The sequence below is a fragment of the Bacillus sp. ILBB4 genome, assembly GCF_035064545.1.
Classification (GTDB): Bacteria; Bacillota; Bacilli; order Bacillales; family Bacillaceae_H; genus Priestia.
In genome coordinates, this window is sequence record NZ_JAIQVD010000001.1 from 687915 (window position 1) to 703990 (window position 16076).

Here is a 16076-nt window from a genome sequence, read left to right on the forward strand (position 1 = left end):
ATACAACCTATTTTTTCCAAGGTATAATCGATTTATACTAAGGGAAATAAAAAAAGCATCGAGAAATTCTCGATGCTTGAAGTCATATTCTCTTCTTATTTTTGATAAGCTGGAAGCTGCTTTACTACTTCTTTTACAAGCGATAAAAACTGCTGTTTTACTTTTTCAGTCGTTTCAATTACTTCTTCATGATTTAACGGCTGATCTAAAATACCAGCTGCCATATTAGAAATACAAGAAATACCTAGCACTTTCATACCTGCATGGCGTGCCACAATAACTTCTGGCACTGTAGACATGCCAACCGCGTCTCCCCCGATAATGCGAAGCATGCGCACCTCAGCAGGCGTTTCATATGTTGGACCTGTATTTCCTACATATACACCTTCTTGTAAGGCGATATTTAAATCAGCTCCTACTTTCTTCGCTAATTGACGAAGATCCTTGCAGTAAGCAGTTGACATATCCGGGAACCTTACTCCAAAATCAGAGTCATTAGGTCCAATCAAAGGGTTGGTTCCAAAGTTATTAATATGATCAGAAATAATCATTAAGTCTCCTGGATTAAAGGATTCGTTTACTCCGCCCGCTGCATTCGTTACAATCAACGTTTCTACACCGATTTCTTTCATTACGCGCACTGGAAATGTTACTTTATCAAGGGCGTACCCTTCATAAAAGTGAAAACGTCCTTGCATAGCTACAACCGGTACGTCATGAATAGTACCTATTACTAATTGACCTGCGTGACCTTCAACTGTTGAAACCGGGAACTCAGGAATGTCGTTATACGGAATTTTTACCGCGCCTTCAATTTCGTCAGCTAATACCCCTAGTCCAGAACCTAAAATAAGCCCAATTGTTGGTGTAACAGCTGATTGATTTTTAATATATGCTGCTGCTTTTTCGATATATTCTTTTTTCATACTCCATTCCCCCTGCTTAATTCAGCTCTTTTAAAAAACTCTTTCCATGCTTAGGCATTGCTACGCCAAAATTTTCTGCTACCGTTGCGCCAATATCCGCAAACGTTTGACGAATAGAAAGCTCTTTTCCTTCTTGCATGCCTTTATTGTACACAAGAAGCGGCACGTATTCACGCGTATGGTCTGTCCCATGATGAACAGGGTCATTTCCATGATCCGCTGTAATAATCAATAAATCATCTTCTTTTAATAAATCAAATACTTCTTCTAAGCGTGCATCATATTCTTCAAGTGCTTGCCCATATCCTTGTGGATCGCGGCGATGACCATAGAGAGCATCAAAATCAACTAAATTTAAGAAGCTTAAGCCTGTGAAGTCCATGTTTAATGTATCAACTAGCTTATCCATGCCGTCCATATTCGATTTGGTACGAAGAGATTTTGTTACCCCTTCTCCGTCGTAAATATCAGAAATTTTACCGATAGCAATAACATCGATGTCATTGTCTTTTAATTCATTCATTACTGTACGTCCAAAAGGCTTTAATGCATAGTCATGACGATTGGATGTACGTGTAAAGTTACCTGGTTCACCTAAAAACGGGCGAGCGATAACACGTCCAATCATATATGGATCATCAAGCGTTAATTCACGAGCAATCTCACAAATTTTGTACAATTCATCAATTGGAACAATTTCTTCATGAGCAGCAATTTGCAAAACAGAATCCGCTGATGTATAGACAATTAAGTCACCTGTTTCCATATGCTGTTTTCCTAGCTCATCCAAAATTTCTGTACCAGACGCTGGTTTGTTCCCGATGATTTTTCGACCTGTTTTTTCTTCTAATTGTGAAATCAGCTCTTCTGGAAATCCATCTGGAAATACATTAAAAGGCGTATCAATATTAAGACCCATAATTTCCCAATGACCTGTCATTGTATCTTTTCCTGCAGAAGCTTCCTGCATTTTTGTATAGTAAGCCAACGGTTTTTCGGCTTTACCGATTCCTTTAATTTCACGGATATTGCTTAGGCCAAGCTTAGCCATATTGGGCATATGAAGACCGTTACAGTGCTCTGCAATATGACCAAACGTATCAGCACCCTTATCATTGTATTTTTCAGCATCCGGTGATTCACCGATACCCACTGAATCCATGACAATTAAAAATACGCGTTTATATGTATGCGCCATTTTATTCCCTCCAAATATCAATTTATTTATTCTCTATAAAATTCCCGTTTGGAAATAATTTAACCATCTTCTCTTATTGGTCAGAAGTCTGACCTCTCTATTAGTATAGACGCTTTTTATTTTTTTGTACACATGAATGAAAGTGTTTTCAATCAAAAAAACCAATGTCTATGAACTCATTGGACATTGGAATCTTCCTACGCTCGCGGATGAAACTGATTGTATACATCTTTTAAACGTGCTTTTGTAACATGTGTATAAATTTGAGTGGTCGAAATATCCACATGCCCGAGCATTTCTTGAACGGCTCTTAAGTCCGCGCCGTTCTCTAACAAATGAGTAGCAAACGAATGCCGTAACGTATGAGGAGTTAATTCTTTTTCAATTTTTGCTTCAGAAGCTAACTTTTTTAATATTTTCCAAAACCCCTGCCTTGTTAAACGCCTTCCGTGATGATTAACAAAGAGTGCTTTGTCCTGTTCCTTTTGCTTTGTTAAAACACTCCGGCTATGCTGTAAATACTCTTCAATCGCCTCCGTTGCCAACCTTCCGATGGGGACAATTCTTTCTTTATTTCCTTTTCCGATACAACGAATAAATCCCATCGTCAAATGTGCATCATCAATATTTAAGTTAACGAGTTCAGACACACGAATTCCAGTAGCATAAAGCAACTCAAGCATCGCTTTGTCTCGTATGCCAAAAGGCGTCGATGTATCAAACACATTTAACAGCGCCTCTACTTCTTCTGCATTTAGCACTTTTGGCAGCTTGCGCTCAAGCTGCGGGGTATCAATATGAACGGATGGATCTGTATCCGCTGCTTTTTCTCTTAGTAAGAATTGATGAAAAGATCTAGTTGAAGCCACATGTCTCGCAATCGTTTTAGATGACTTTTGCTGATCACTTAAATATTTCAGAAAATTAACAATGTGGAGTCTTGTTACTTCATTAAATGATTTCAGCTGCTCTACATGCTTTAAATATTGAGCATACTTTTTTAAATCTCGTTCATACGAATCAATCGTATTTTTCGCCAGTCCCCGCTCTACTACTAAATAATGAATAAAATCTTGAATTTGATCATTCAATAGCCTCTACTCCCCGTTTTGATAAAACATAAATAAACGCTCTAGCCACGTCTGATCTTTGTTCACACTTGCTTGCATGACCTTAACTGCTGAACCCGACGGCTCATCATAACGTTTATAATTTTGATACTCTTGAGATACCCATATCATTCCAAAATAAAACAAAAGAGTAAACCCGGTAAATAAGATAAATACTTTACATGTATTATATACCATTTCAGCCCATGATTTCATGAAACAATTCCTCCAATTTTTGATTCTATTAGAAGATATGCCAATTGGGACAGGTTTTATACATGTTTCTTACCTTTATACGCTGAGTTCTCTCCTGGTCATTTCCTTTCTTTCTATAAAAACATGTAGCTTGTAACCTCGTTATTTTTTTCTATTTATGTACGACAAAAAACCTTCTCCATTAGGAAAAAGGCTTTTACTGCTTGTCTTCTTTATCCTGACAGCGATGGCAAATGCCATGAAATGTCAAGCGGTGATCTTTAATTTTAAAATTCCATTGCTTTTCCACAATTTCTTCAACGTCTTCAAGCAAATCTTCTTGAATTTCGTCCACAGATCCACATTCCATACACACAAGGTGATGATGAAAGTGTGCGGCTCCTTCTTGTCTTAAATCGTAGCGAGAAACGCCATCGCCAAAGTTTATTTTATCAACAATTTTAAGTTCAGTTAACAATTCTAACGTACGATAAACAGTTGCCAATCCAATTTCCGGAGACTTTTCCTTGACGAGGAGATATACATCTTCGGCACTTAAATGATCCTCTTCATGTTCAAGAAGTACTCTTACAGTCGCCTCACGTTGAGGTGTCAATTTATAGCTAGCTGAGTGCAACTGCTGCTTAATTCGCTCAATTCGACTTTCCATAATTATTCCCTCCCTCGCCATTCACTAATTCATTATATCAGATGTGTCGAGGGTGTCAAAATAAAGTTATTATTAATAAGAAAAAAGAATTCTTTTTACTTAATACTTATTCTTACTTATTTAATAGAGCCATTACACTTTTCATTAAAGTAGGTGATACATAGGCTTCAACTGTAGCCGCACAGGCAACCAAACATATCATTGCAATCATCGTGCCGCTATAGCGTAAAAAGGATGCGGAAATTGGCTCCGCTGCTTTTTTAAAGAATTGCTGCCGCACAAGCTTCAAAGAAAAGGCAACTGAAGCTGCAGACAAGATCAGAAATGCCGGTATGAGAAAGATATTTTGCGGCATAACAGATACAAAAGATAGCGCAAACCCAGAGAGTCCCATTTGATTGACTAAAAAGCCTACGGTAAAACCAATCACCATTCCTTTTAAAAACAGCAGAATTAACACTACAGGCAAACCAATAATGGCAATTCCTAATATCCAAATGAGCCCCAAGTATTTAACATTATGAAAAAAACTTTGCTGAAACATTTCAACGCTGCTTGCTACTTCTCCACTCTTTACCTGTCCGAAAAACCGGTTTAAATAGAAGTACAGGTCTTCTTTTTGATCAAGCGTCAAACTATTTACAACAATAGCCCCAAAAATGATTCCCATTAAAAACAGCACGGTCACAAACAAATAAATAGAACTGTTTTCTTGAAAATGTCTTGCATACGATAATGGCAATTGTTTTTTTCTCATCGTCTTCCTCCTATTAATCGCTTAATAGAGTGTATGATAGAGTACAAAAACTATGCCAAGAATCTTTTGAATCTATCAAATAAAAAAAGAGAATGAGACATAATGAAATCAATCCATTCTAAATAAGAACAAATGAGATAGTATGGATGGCTTGGGCCACCGCTGTTGATTTCCATGCAAGGCTTCGCTTTCCGCGAGCGGCCGGTGAGTCTTCGCCTTGCCCTCCAATCAACCTCTAGAACCAACTATATAAATGAAATCTACATTCACCATCACCTAAAAAAATCCGAACGAATTTGATTCTCCATCAAGAATCTCTATTCATCGTTCGGATTTTCCTTCAACTAAAATATGGTTGTCACACATTTTTTTAAGTTAGAGATACACGCATGCCTGTTTTTTCTCACATCAAATGATGTTTCAATGTAAACCTCTACATTGCTAGATTGCCGTTCGTATGTAAAAGAAAAAACTCTCTTATTCTCCTAATCCGCTTTTTAACTGTAAGTACTGCACAGCATAGGCTGTTTTTGCATCATAAATTTCCTTGTTTTGAATAAGAGTAAGCGCCTCATCTACCGTAACTTCCATTACTTCAACAAATTCATCTTCGTCTAATTCCGCTTTGGTGGTCATCACTTTTAAATCTTCCGCTAAATAAAGGTGCACCAACTCATCCGCAAAACCTGGTGATGTATAAAAAGAAATAATATGGCTAAGCGAATCTGTCGTATAGCCCGTTTCTTCTTCTAACTCACGTTTTGCCGTCACAATCGGCTCTTCTCCTTTTTCTAGCTTGCCGGCTGGAATTTCGACTAAAATACGATCCATCGGCCTGCGATACTGTTTGACCATAACCATTTTATGATCGCTTGTTAATGCAATGATAGCTACGGCTCCAGGGTGCTTAACTACTTCTCTTGTACTCGTTTTTCCGTTTGGAAGCTCTACTTCTTCTAAGTACAAATCAATCACTCTGCCTCCAAACAGCTTTTCAGAAGACAGCATTTTTTCTGTTAAATGATCCATTTTCTACACCTCGTTCTATTTTTTTGACTCTTACATATATTCTATCATACGAATCTTGGGAGGTAGAAAAAATGAAAGTTTATGTTCACGAGAAGCAAATCATTTTGGTCGGTAAAGCATGGGAAATCAAGCAAAAGTTAAAAGAATACGGCGAACAATTTCAGTATGTTGATGAGTGGACGAACGCTATCTCTCAAAATTTTAATTCTTACAAACAAGCAGACTGCAGACACTAATTGTGCTGCAGTTTTTTAATCTTCTTATTTGAGTTTCCCTCTATCATAGCGCTACAATAGATAGAAACAAGTAAAAAATAAGGAGTGACATATATGGAAAAAAGACGCTTAGGTACTTCAGACTTGCTCGTCAGTACATTAGGTTTAGGATGCATGTCTCTTGGAACGGAACAAAAACACGCTGTCAATATGATTGATGAAGCTCTCGAATATGGCATTAATTATTTCGATACAGCAGATTTATATGATTTTGGCTTAAACGAGAAGTTTGTGGGACAAGCCCTAAAAAAACGCAGAAATGATATTATTTTAGCCACAAAAGTGGGGAATCGCTGGAATGATGCAAAAGACAGCTGGACGTGGGATCCGTCAAAGGTTTACATAAAAGATGAAGTAAAAGAAAGCCTGCGCCGTCTTCAAACGGATTACATCGATTTATACCAGCTGCACGGAGGGACCCTCGAAGATAATATTGAGGAAACGATTGAAGCATTTGAAGAATTAAAACAAGAAGGCGTCATTCGGTACTATGGTATTTCATCTATCCGCCCAAATGTGATTCGAGAGTATGTGCAAAACTCTTCTATTGTCAGCGTCATGATGCAATACAGCTTGTTAGACAGACGACCTGAAGAAAGTGCACTTCCTCTTTTACATGACAACGGCATTAGCGTTGTAGCGAGAGGTCCAGTAGCCAAAGGACTGCTAACCGAAAAAGGAGAGCAAAAACTTGCTGCATTCGAGGGCAAGGGCTACTTAGATTATAGCGGTACGGAATTAGCAAAAACGATAGAAGAATTTCGTCACGTACGACCAACTCACTCTCTGAATTCAACGGCACTTCAATACTGTTTAGCTAATCCTACGGTAGCCTCGGTTGTAGCAGGAGCAAGCTCTTCTTCACAGCTTCGCGAAAACGTCAAAGCTGTCGAGGATTCCCCGCTTCAGCCTACTGAAATTAGCAAGCTGCAATCGATCTTTAAAGCAAATCAATACGAAGCTCACCGTTAAAAAATAAAAGCGCCTTTACCGGCGCTTTTATTTTTTAAATTCAGACCAGTTCAAATCACTTTCATTTAACAGTTCTTCAAACGACTTATTTTTTTCTTTTTCTTTTCGAATTCGAGCAGCTTCTTTACGCTCTGTTTCTTTCTGCTCTTCTTCTTTTAAAGAAAGCGCCTTTTTTTTAGCTTGAAGCTGTTTTAATAAGCTATCATTTAGCTGATCTTTGATACTGAGCTGATCATTTTGTTTTTGTGCTGATTGTTTTTGCTTTTTTTTAGCCATCACAATTCCCCCGCTACTTTAATTGAGAGATATTGTATCATATTCTTGCTTTTGTTACCAAAAATCAAAATGCATCTAGTTTTACATGTTCATCAATGATTAAAGTTGGCTCTGTAGATTGCTGAATATCTTCTACCGTATAGCCTTTCGCTACTTCAACAAGCTTTAGACCTTCTGCCGTAATATCAATGACCGCTCGATCTGTAATAATACGATCCACTACCTCTTTTCCTGTCAGAGGGAGGCTGCACTCATTTAAGATTTTAGGCTCATCTTTTCTCGTCACGTGTTCCATAATAACAATGATGCGCTGTGCTCCGTGAACTAAATCCATTGCACCGCCCATTCCTTTAATCATTTTTCCAGGAATCATCCAGTTTGCCAAATCACCAGTTTTTGAGACTTCCATTCCTCCTAAAATCGCAATGTTAATATGCCCTCCGCGAATCATTCCAAACGATTCAGCACTATCGAAGTAAGAGGCGCCTTTTGTCGCTGTTACGGTTTCTTTACCTGCATTAATTAAATCAGGATCTACTTCTCCTTCTTTCGGATATGGTCCAATGCCTAATAGACCGTTTTCGGACTGAAGCACCACCGTTTTATTATCTGAGATATGATTAGCCACAAGCGTTGGAATACCAATTCCAAGGTTTACATAAAATCCGTCCAAAATTTCTTTTTCAGCACGTTTTGCAATTCGCTCTCTCACGTTCACGCCGTTTTCAATCATGAAAAATCTCTCCCCTTTTGTTATTTTTGAACGGTTAAACGCTCAATACGTTTTTCTTGTTCACCAATAATTAACGATTGAACATATACACTGGGTGTGTGGATAATATTTGGATCAAGTGAACCTGTTGGGTGAAGTTCCTCCACTTCTGCTATCGTCACTTTTCCTGCTGCTGCAATCATTGGGCTGAAATTGCGCGCTGTCTTGTTATACACTAAGTTCCCCATATGATCGGCTTTCCAAGCTCTAACCAAACTAAAATCAGCTTTTAACGCCTCTTCTAGTAAATATTCTTTTCCATCAAACACGCGAACTTCTTTTCCTTCAGCAATGGGTGTTCCCACTCCCGCTGGTGTATAAAATGCAGGTATGCCCGCTCCGCCGGCGCGAATCTTTTCAGCTAGCGTGCCTTGAGGTAGCAATTCTACTTCAATTTCTCCTGACAATACTTGTCTTTCAAACTCTTTATTTTCTCCCACGTAAGAACCAATCATCTTTTTAATTTGTTTGTTTTTCAGAAGCAGTCCAAGTCCCCAGTCGTCTACACCGCAGTTATTTGAAATTACGGTTAAATCTTTTACCCCTGTTTCAACTAACGCTAAAATCAAATTCTCCGGAATTCCACATAAACCAAAACCACCGACCATAATCGTAGCACCGTCGTGAATATCTTTCACCGCTTCTTTAAACGACGTATGTACTTGTTTCATACATAACCACCCCTTCGTTATTTTTGAAAACGCTTTCTAATCTATTATAAAAGATTTTTATTTCTTTTTAAATATATATATAACTGAAAATTATAATTTAATCATTTTTTTGTCAAAAAAGTTATATTACTAGACAAATTAAAGGAAAAACAAAAACGCCACGAGTTCCAAAGCTGTATGTTTGGAATCTGTGGCGTTGTGATATAGCTTTAATGTTTGTTAAAACTATATCAAATTAAGGACGTTCAACGATTGTTGCAACGCCTTGGCCTCCGCCAATACATAACGTTGCTAACCCAAGTTTTGCGTCGCGTTTTTGCATTTCATGAATAAGTGAAACTAGGACACGTGTACCACTTGCACCAATAGGATGTCCAAGCGCAATTGCTCCACCGTTCACATTTAAAATATCATGATTAAATTGAAGTTCACGATCCACAGCGATTGACTGTGCAGCAAATGCTTCGTTTGCTTCTACTAATTGAACATCTTCTAATGAAACAGCAGCTTTTTCCAGAGCCTTTTTCACTGCGCTTACAGGACCGATTCCCATAATGCTTGGGTCTACTCCGGCAGTTGCATTAGCTTTAATTGACACTAATGGTGTTAGGCCTAACTCGTCTGCTTTTTTACGGCTCATTACCACTACTGCCGCTGCACCGTCATTGATACCAGATGCATTACCAGCTGTTACAGAACCGTCTTTTTTGAAGGCTGGACGTAGTTTCCCTAGACTTTCAGCCGTTGTGCCTGCGCGCGGGAACTCATCTTGTTCAAAAATAGTTACTTGACCTTTTCTTCCAGGCACTTCTACCGGTACGATTTCATCTTTGAAACGACCAGATTGAATAGCTGCTTCTGCTTTTTGCTGACTTGAAGCTGCAAACGCATCTTGTTCGTCGCGAGTAATTTCATATTTATCACACAGATTTTCAGCTGTAACGCCCATATGGTAGTCGTTAAATGCACACCATAATCCATCTTGAATCATGCTGTCAACTACTTTTTGGTCGCCCATTTTAAACCCGTTGCGTGCATTTTTTAATAAGTATGGTGCTTGGCTCATGTTTTCCATTCCACCAGCAACAATCACATCAGCATCCCCAGCAAGAATCGCTTGTGTAGCGAGATGTACTGCTTTTAGTCCTGATCCGCATACTTTATTGATGGTTAATGCTGAAACAGTTTCAGGTAAACCTGCTGCTAAAGTTGCTTGTCGTGCTGGATTTTGTCCTAAACCTGCTTGTAGGACATTCCCCATGATAACTTCATCTACTTCGTTTGCTGATACCCCTACTTTGTTTAAAGCTTCTTTAATTACAGTACCACCTAAAGTTGTTGCGGATACATTTTGTAAGCTTCCCCCAAAGCTGCCGATTGCTGTACGTACAGCGCTTACAATGACTACTTCTGTTTGACCCATGTCGAAAACCTCTCCTTACTGTTTGATTACTGTGATTAACTGTCACCTGTATTAATTTCGACATCGGTTGCGAAATTCCTCTTTTTTTGTAAAAATTTATAATTTTTATTGAATTTTAATTTTTTAGAATTAAAATGAATATTAGTAAGCGTTTACAATGTAGGAGGAGAGCGGTTTATGGGATTTCCTGAAAAAGTAACAATTATAGAAGTTGGTCCACGAGATGGACTTCAAAATGAAAAAAATTTTGTTCCAACTGATAAAAAAATTAATTTTATCAAAAAATTAAAAGAAGCTGGACTATCCGAAATCGAAATTACATCCTTTGTTTCTCCAAAATGGGTTCCTCAAATGAAAGATGCTTCTACTGTTGCAAATACATTTCAGTCTGATACATGCCGAAACATTGTACTTGTGCCGAATCAAAAAGGCTTGGAAAAAGCACTGCAAGCTAATTGCCGCTCCGTTGCGCTGTTTATTGGCGTAAGCGATACCTTTAATCAAAAAAATATTAACAAACACACCAAAGAAGCTGTACAAACGCTGCTTCCTCTCATTCAGCAGCTCAAGCAGCAAGAATGTTTTATTCGAACTTGCATTTCCACCGCCTTTTATTGCCCGTATGAAGGAAAAATACATGAACGCGACGTGCTGGCTCTTTGCGAAAGCTTTGTGGAGGCTGGAGTGAATGAACTAAGCGTTGCCGATACAATTGGCATGGCAAACCCTAAAGATGTATTTTCACTTTTCTCGAAATTAAAACAAAACTTTCCACACACCCTACTTGCTGCGCACTTTCACGATACGAGAGGATTAGCCATTGCAAATATCTATGCAGCTCTGCAAGCCGGTATTAACAGGTTCGATTCATCCGCTGGCGGGGTAGGTGGATGTCCATTCGCTAAGGGAGCAACGGGAAACGTAGCTACGGAAGATCTCGTCTTTATGCTTCATGAAATGGGTATTTCCACTTCTATTAATGAAGAAAAGCTGCTCGAAGCGGTCGATTTTATTGCTCCTCACATTTCAAGACCGATTGAAAGCAAGCAATACTCTTTGTTTGCACAGCGTTAAAAATTAGGTTTTTATGAGAGCGATGCTATAATAAATAATAGCTATATTAACAAAAGGAGCCGCTAATCATGAAAAAATGGCTATTATTAATAGGAAGTGTTTTCGGAGCATTTGCCGCTCTTGGCATCTTTTTTACAAATCAAATGATGTACATCCGTAAAAAGACCGACAAAGTTATTATTGACCGCGATACGGAAGATGGCTTTTATGATGAGAAAGTCTATAGCACTCTTCCTAAAGAAGCATTTGTGCTTCCTTCTTCTTTAGGCTATAACATAGCTGGGACCGTTATTAAACAACACGACAATAACCGATTTATGATTCTTTCGCACGGAGTTACAGTTCATTCACTCAACTCTATGAAGTATGCTCGGCTTTTTCTAAAGCTGGGATGGAACGTCGTTCTTTATGATCATCGCCGCCACGGCAAGTCTGAAGGGAAAACAACGAGCTACGGCTATTATGAAAAGCTGGACCTTCAATCCGTTGTTCATTGGGTAAAAGAACAATTCGGTTCAACTATTTCCCTTGGGATTCACGGGGAGTCTATGGGAGCTGCGACCACTCTTTTGTATGCTGGAATGGAAGACGGAGCTGATTTTTATATTGTCGACTGCCCTTTTTCTGACTTGGAAGAACTTCTTGCCTATCGCTTAAAACAAGATTTCCACCTGCCCAAACAGCTTGTGATGCCAGCAGCTAATGTTATTTTAAAATGGCGAGAAGGCTACTCATTTAAAGACGTATCTCCCATTTCAGTCGTAGATCAAATCAAACATCCTGTTCTGTTTATCCATAGTAAAGAAGATGACTATATTCTTCCTAAAATGACGGAGCAGCTGCATGCCAAAAAAATGGGAGCAAAACGGATGTATTTAGCACCTGTAGGCACTCATGCCCGCTCGTATGCTGATAACCCAGAGGAATATGAACAAGTTATTGAATTATTTTTAGAAAAAATACAAAAAGAAGCGCTTTAAAGCGCTTCTTTTGTTTTATCGATAAATGACATGCGCGGATTTAAAATTTGAGAAGGACATTTTAGCATAAACGTATATGCACTTTCATTGTAGTCAATCGTCATATTATCATCTAAAAATACTTGCTTTGTTTTTTCGACAAGAACAGGAACAAAATTCGTCTCGATGGTTACATCATCGCTCTCTTTTTCATCAACAATCCATAGCGTCGTTACGCCGCTCACGACACAGCCGCATCCATCCGTATCGTATTTTAATTTTAAATATAGTGAAGAATCTTTCCCGTACTTTTCTTGTACTTTTGCTATCGCTTTATCAGTAAAGGTAATATTCATTTTCCTTTAACTCCTTTTAAACTAATTGTATAAACAAACGAAAATTGCTTATATAATGAGTATAATACACATCTCGCTTTCATTAAACTCTCGCGCTTCATATAGATGTGTACAAAAAGGAGGTTTTTCTATGTCAAAAGTACAAATTAAAGTAATGGATAACGGCTCTTTCCGTGTCACTGGAGACGTTGAATTAATTGATGCAGACGGCAACAAATTTGAAACAAAGCCGACATTTTCACTATGCCGATGTGGCCAGTCGCAAAAGATGCCCTTTTGCGACGGAAACCATAAAGGAAAATTCGACTCTTGTGTGCGCGCTGCAAAAATTTTAGACGAGCAGTAGATTTATAGAAATACAGCCTTACTGAACAAAACCGTTAACGAAAAACATTAGTAACCTGTGGTTAAAACACAGGTTATTTTCTATTAAACGCATCCCCTGCCAATTTTTCTACGAGACCTGGGGCAAGCTGATACATCTTCGAACCTATATTCATCCACTTAGGCAAGTTGACTTCTCGTTTTGGTTTCCCAATAATATTGACCGTTTTTTCAGCTACGTATTGAGGGGTTAACATAAACTTTTCTACACTTTTTTCATAGTTTCCTGATTGATCTGCTATTGAAAAGAAGTTGGTTTGAATAGGACCTGGATTCACTGCCGTGACATAGATATCTGTTTTCGCTAATTCCATTCGCAGGCTGTTGGTAAACCCTAGCACGGCATGTTTAGAAGCTGAATAGCCACTGGATTTAGGCGTTGCAAGTTTGCCTGCTTGAGAAGCAATGTTAATAATATGTCCTTTGTTTTCTTTTAGCATATAAGCTAAAATTTCTTGTGTACATGCAATTAATCCAATAACATTGACTTGAAACATTGAGGCAATTGTCTTAATCGATGCTTCTTTCACTTCTTCAAATACACCAAATCCTGCATTATTAATCAGGACATCAACACGCTTAATTTCACTCATCATTTTCTGAACAACTCTTTTGACTTCCTCTACGTTCGCTACGTCAGCTTTATATATGTAAGAGGTAATCCCATACTTTTGACTAATTTGCTCCGCTACTCGGTGCAGCTTTTCTTCTGTACGTGCAAGCAAAACGGGGACGCCCCCTCTTTTGGCCACTTCATAAGCTAAATGTTCTCCAAGACCTCCTGAAGCCCCTGTAATCACGACATATTGGTTCTTTAACGAGGATTTCAAATATAACACACCTTTTTTATAAGTTAAGAGCACACAGAATAAATAAGCTTACTTTCTTTTTCATGTGTACTGATTTTATTTGCATCTTCTAAAAAATCGAGCTGACCAATTGTTTCAGAAAGAGTTAGCCCTAGTTCTTTTTCATAAATAGTAGGAAATAGCTGTTTGCAAATATCAAACGCTGTTTGAGGGCGTTCTTTTATCATGCTAAGCACTTTATCCGCTCGGTCGCTCTGCTTTTGTAACCTCTCTTGTACAAGTTGGCGAACATGTAACACTTCATCTCCATGACCTGTATAGATACAGTTTATCTCTAAGTCAAGGAGACGTCTTAATGAATGATTATATTGAAGAAGCGTTTTAGGTCGCTCGCCGCTTGGTTTCATAGGAGGTTCAATGAGCGGATTAGATGAAATATGCTTTAACAGTAAATCTCCTCCAATCATAACCGCTGTTCTTTCATTGTATAATGCAATATGGCTTTGAGCATGACCGGGTACTTCAAGTACTTTCCAACTCTCTAGGCCCGGAATGTAATCTCCTTCCTGAACAGAAGTTGTAAGAGAACGGTGACATGAATACTTCATTGATGCTTTTAAACGTTTTAAATAAGGGCGAAACCTTTCATCTACGCCGGCTTTCATAAAGTGATCTTCAAAAAACGCATCGTACCACTCAAAAAAATCTGGATTTTGGGAGATCCAAGGCTGATTTTTCGCATGACCGACTATGGCGATATCTTTATCAAAAAAATCAAGCATTCCTACGTGATCAGGATGATGATGAGTTAGGACAACTTGCTTAATATCATCTGGTTTTAATCCTATTTCATTAAGCTTTTCTTTAAATACAGACCACGCTGCCTCCGTCTTAATACCAGCATCGATTAGCGTAACGGTCTGACCTTTTATAACAAAAACATTCACATCTCCTACCGCAAAAGGAGTAGGCAGCACAATTTTATATAATTGCTCATTCATCTGTATTTTTGCTCCTTTACCATCGCATTTTCTTTTAAGTTTACACGATTTTTCCTGTTATTTATACAATTGCATTCGTTTTCTGAAAATTACATTGACATCCTTCTCTTTTTCATTGCATAATGACAGAAATATAGTGAAGTTTTATTCATATCTTTAGATAACTATGCATTTTATAAAGAAGAGATACACAAACACAAACCTTTAACAGATACTGAAATCTCAGTATCTGTTTTCATTGGATAGCAAATGACTGGAGGAACTTTTAATGAAAACGGATCTAAACATCGCCTTTATTGGAGCTGGATCAATGGCTGAAGCCATGATCTCAGGGCTGCTGTCAGATAAAAAGCTTCGTCCCAATCAAATCACCGTAACAAATCATAGCAACGATAAAAGACTTCACGAACTTCGAAACGCCTATGAAATTAACATTACGCGTAATCATGCCTTGTTAATCGAAAAAAGCGATATCGTCGTGCTTGCTATTAAACCAAAAGACGTAGCGGAAAGCATCGATACGATTAAGTCCTATATTCGTCCTCACCACCTCGTTCTCTCTGTTTTAGCAGGTGTATCGACTGCCACAATTGTAAACTTGTTTGACCAAGAAGTAGCGGTTGTAAGAGCTATGCCAAATACATCGGCCTCTATTGGATTATCAGCTACAGCCATTGCACCCGGCAAGTTTGCTACAGCAGAGCATATGAACGTTACTACTGCTTTATTTGAAACGATTGGTACGGTTACAACTGTAGAGGAAGAGCAGCTTCACGCTGTAACAGGACTATCTGGAAGCGGCCCAGCATATGTCTACTATTTAGTAGAAGCAATGGAAAAAGCAGCTGAAAAACAAGGCTTGGATACGTCAGTGTCAAATGAACTAATTCTTCAAACTCTTATCGGTGCTGCAGAAATGCTAAAACAGTCACCTAAAACGCCAGCCGTACTTCGAAAAGAAGTGATGAGTCCCGGCGGCACAACAGAAGCAGGAATTGAACAGCTTATTTCTCATAACTTCCAAGAAGCCATGATGCAGTGTATTGAACAAGCTACAATTCGCTCCAAATATTTAGGAGATACGATTGACGAAAAAATCTCGAGTAAACGTTCGTAGAGGTTCACCTCTTTCTAAAAAAAGAAAGAGGTTTTTTTATGATTAAAAATGGATAAGCAGATTATGTGAAAGAAAATTCAAGGCGGTGATATAATAACTTTTG

At 38.4% G+C, this 16076-nt stretch carries 20 protein-coding genes; 6 read left to right on the top strand and 14 right to left on the bottom strand.

The genetic code is table 11. The features are described from left to right. Positions 1-95: 95 nt before the first annotated feature. The 7 genes from LAV82_RS03680 to LAV82_RS03710 all read right to left on the bottom strand — a co-directional run bounded on the left by LAV82_RS03680 (position 96) and on the right by LAV82_RS03710 (position 5884). Positions 96-926, bottom strand: coding sequence for a purine-nucleoside phosphorylase (locus tag LAV82_RS03680; RefSeq protein ID WP_013084938.1), 831 nt, complete (start codon positions 924-926; stop codon positions 96-98). 16 nt (positions 927-942) lie between these two features. Beyond that, on the bottom strand, positions 943-2124 hold the full coding sequence (gene deoB, locus LAV82_RS03685) for a phosphopentomutase (protein WP_013059079.1): 1182 nt from the start codon (positions 2122-2124) through the stop codon (positions 943-945). Positions 2125-2321: 197 nt separating this feature from the next. Further along, positions 2322-3215, bottom strand: coding sequence for a site-specific tyrosine recombinase XerD (xerD, locus tag LAV82_RS03690; protein WP_211077322.1), 894 nt, complete (start codon positions 3213-3215; stop codon positions 2322-2324). 6 nt (positions 3216-3221) lie between these two features. Further along, positions 3222-3449 (bottom strand): YqzK family protein, encoded by a 228-nt coding sequence (locus LAV82_RS03695; protein ID WP_013059081.1) that lies wholly within the window; start codon positions 3447-3449, stop codon positions 3222-3224. 196 nt (positions 3450-3645) lie between these two features. Continuing rightward, entirely contained in the window at positions 3646-4098 is a 453-nt protein-coding gene (fur, locus tag LAV82_RS03700; protein WP_013059082.1) for a ferric iron uptake transcriptional regulator, read from the bottom strand. Between the two features lie 112 nt (positions 4099-4210). Beyond that, the gene (gene spoIIM / locus LAV82_RS03705; RefSeq protein ID WP_025750451.1) at positions 4211-4855 is read right to left on the bottom strand and encodes a stage II sporulation protein M; all 645 of its coding nucleotides are present in this window, start codon (positions 4853-4855) and stop codon (positions 4211-4213) included. A gap of 477 nt (positions 4856-5332) precedes the next feature. Next, on the bottom strand, positions 5333-5884 hold the full coding sequence (locus tag LAV82_RS03710; RefSeq protein ID WP_057274000.1) for an NUDIX hydrolase: 552 nt from the start codon (positions 5882-5884) through the stop codon (positions 5333-5335). Positions 5885-5955: 71 nt separating this feature from the next. On the opposite strand from LAV82_RS03710, the gene mciZ reads away from it, so the two are divergent. Together mciZ and LAV82_RS03720 are read left to right on the top strand one after the other, a co-directional pair. Further along, entirely contained in the window at positions 5956-6120 is a 165-nt protein-coding gene (gene mciZ / locus LAV82_RS03715; protein ID WP_013059085.1) for a Z-ring formation inhibitor MciZ, read from the top strand. A 93-nt stretch (positions 6121-6213) separates the two neighbouring features. Next, positions 6214-7131 carry an aldo/keto reductase gene (locus LAV82_RS03720; RefSeq protein ID WP_499715669.1) on the top strand — a complete coding sequence of 306 codons (918 nt, stop codon included), beginning with the start codon at positions 6214-6216 and terminating at the stop codon, positions 7129-7131. Between the two features lie 27 nt (positions 7132-7158). Here LAV82_RS03720 and LAV82_RS03725 read toward each other — a convergent pair whose 3' ends face one another. From LAV82_RS03725 to LAV82_RS03740, 4 genes are all read right to left on the bottom strand, one after another. Next, positions 7159-7407 carry a YqkE family protein gene (locus LAV82_RS03725; RefSeq protein ID WP_211077320.1) on the bottom strand — a complete coding sequence of 83 codons (249 nt, stop codon included), beginning with the start codon at positions 7405-7407 and terminating at the stop codon, positions 7159-7161. A gap of 64 nt (positions 7408-7471) precedes the next feature. Next, positions 7472-8140, bottom strand: a complete 669-nt coding sequence (locus LAV82_RS03730) for a 3-oxoacid CoA-transferase subunit B (protein ID WP_016765510.1) — start codon at positions 8138-8140, stop codon at positions 7472-7474. A 20-nt stretch (positions 8141-8160) separates the two neighbouring features. Beyond that, complete coding sequence (locus LAV82_RS03735; protein WP_013059089.1) at positions 8161-8850, bottom strand: CoA transferase subunit A; 690 nt, start codon at positions 8848-8850, stop codon at positions 8161-8163. A 235-nt stretch (positions 8851-9085) separates the two neighbouring features. Beyond that, positions 9086-10273 (bottom strand): acetyl-CoA C-acetyltransferase, encoded by a 1188-nt coding sequence (locus tag LAV82_RS03740; RefSeq protein WP_013059090.1) that lies wholly within the window; start codon positions 10271-10273, stop codon positions 9086-9088. Between the two features lie 177 nt (positions 10274-10450). On the opposite strand from LAV82_RS03740, the gene LAV82_RS03745 reads away from it, so the two are divergent. Both LAV82_RS03745 and LAV82_RS03750 read left to right on the top strand, forming a co-directional pair. After that, the gene (locus LAV82_RS03745) at positions 10451-11347 is read left to right on the top strand and encodes a hydroxymethylglutaryl-CoA lyase (protein ID WP_013059091.1); all 897 of its coding nucleotides are present in this window, start codon (positions 10451-10453) and stop codon (positions 11345-11347) included. A 68-nt stretch (positions 11348-11415) separates the two neighbouring features. Next, positions 11416-12327, top strand: a complete 912-nt coding sequence (locus tag LAV82_RS03750) for an alpha/beta hydrolase (RefSeq protein ID WP_211077319.1) — start codon at positions 11416-11418, stop codon at positions 12325-12327. Here LAV82_RS03750 and LAV82_RS03755 read toward each other — a convergent pair. Beyond that, entirely contained in the window at positions 12324-12662 is a 339-nt protein-coding gene (locus tag LAV82_RS03755) for an iron-sulfur cluster biosynthesis family protein (protein ID WP_013059093.1), read from the bottom strand. The two genes, LAV82_RS03750 and LAV82_RS03755, sit on opposite strands and share 4 nt — an antisense overlap. Before the next feature lie 130 nt (positions 12663-12792). Between LAV82_RS03755 and LAV82_RS03760 the strand changes: the two genes are divergently transcribed. After that, a complete protein-coding gene (locus LAV82_RS03760; protein WP_013059094.1) occupies positions 12793-13008 on the top strand; it encodes a CDGSH iron-sulfur domain-containing protein in 216 nt (71 codons plus the stop codon). 73 nt (positions 13009-13081) lie between these two features. Here LAV82_RS03760 and LAV82_RS03765 read toward each other — a convergent pair whose 3' ends face one another. Then, on the bottom strand, positions 13082-13876 hold the full coding sequence (locus LAV82_RS03765; RefSeq protein ID WP_013059095.1) for an SDR family NAD(P)-dependent oxidoreductase: 795 nt from the start codon (positions 13874-13876) through the stop codon (positions 13082-13084). 23 nt (positions 13877-13899) lie between these two features. Further along, on the bottom strand, positions 13900-14856 hold the full coding sequence (locus LAV82_RS03770; protein WP_029320282.1) for an MBL fold metallo-hydrolase: 957 nt from the start codon (positions 14854-14856) through the stop codon (positions 13900-13902). 268 nt (positions 14857-15124) lie between these two features. On the opposite strand from LAV82_RS03770, the gene proI reads away from it, so the two are divergent. Continuing rightward, positions 15125-15973 (top strand): pyrroline-5-carboxylate reductase ProI, encoded by an 849-nt coding sequence (gene proI / locus LAV82_RS03775; RefSeq protein WP_013059097.1) that lies wholly within the window; start codon positions 15125-15127, stop codon positions 15971-15973. Positions 15974-16076: the final 103 nt, after the last annotated feature.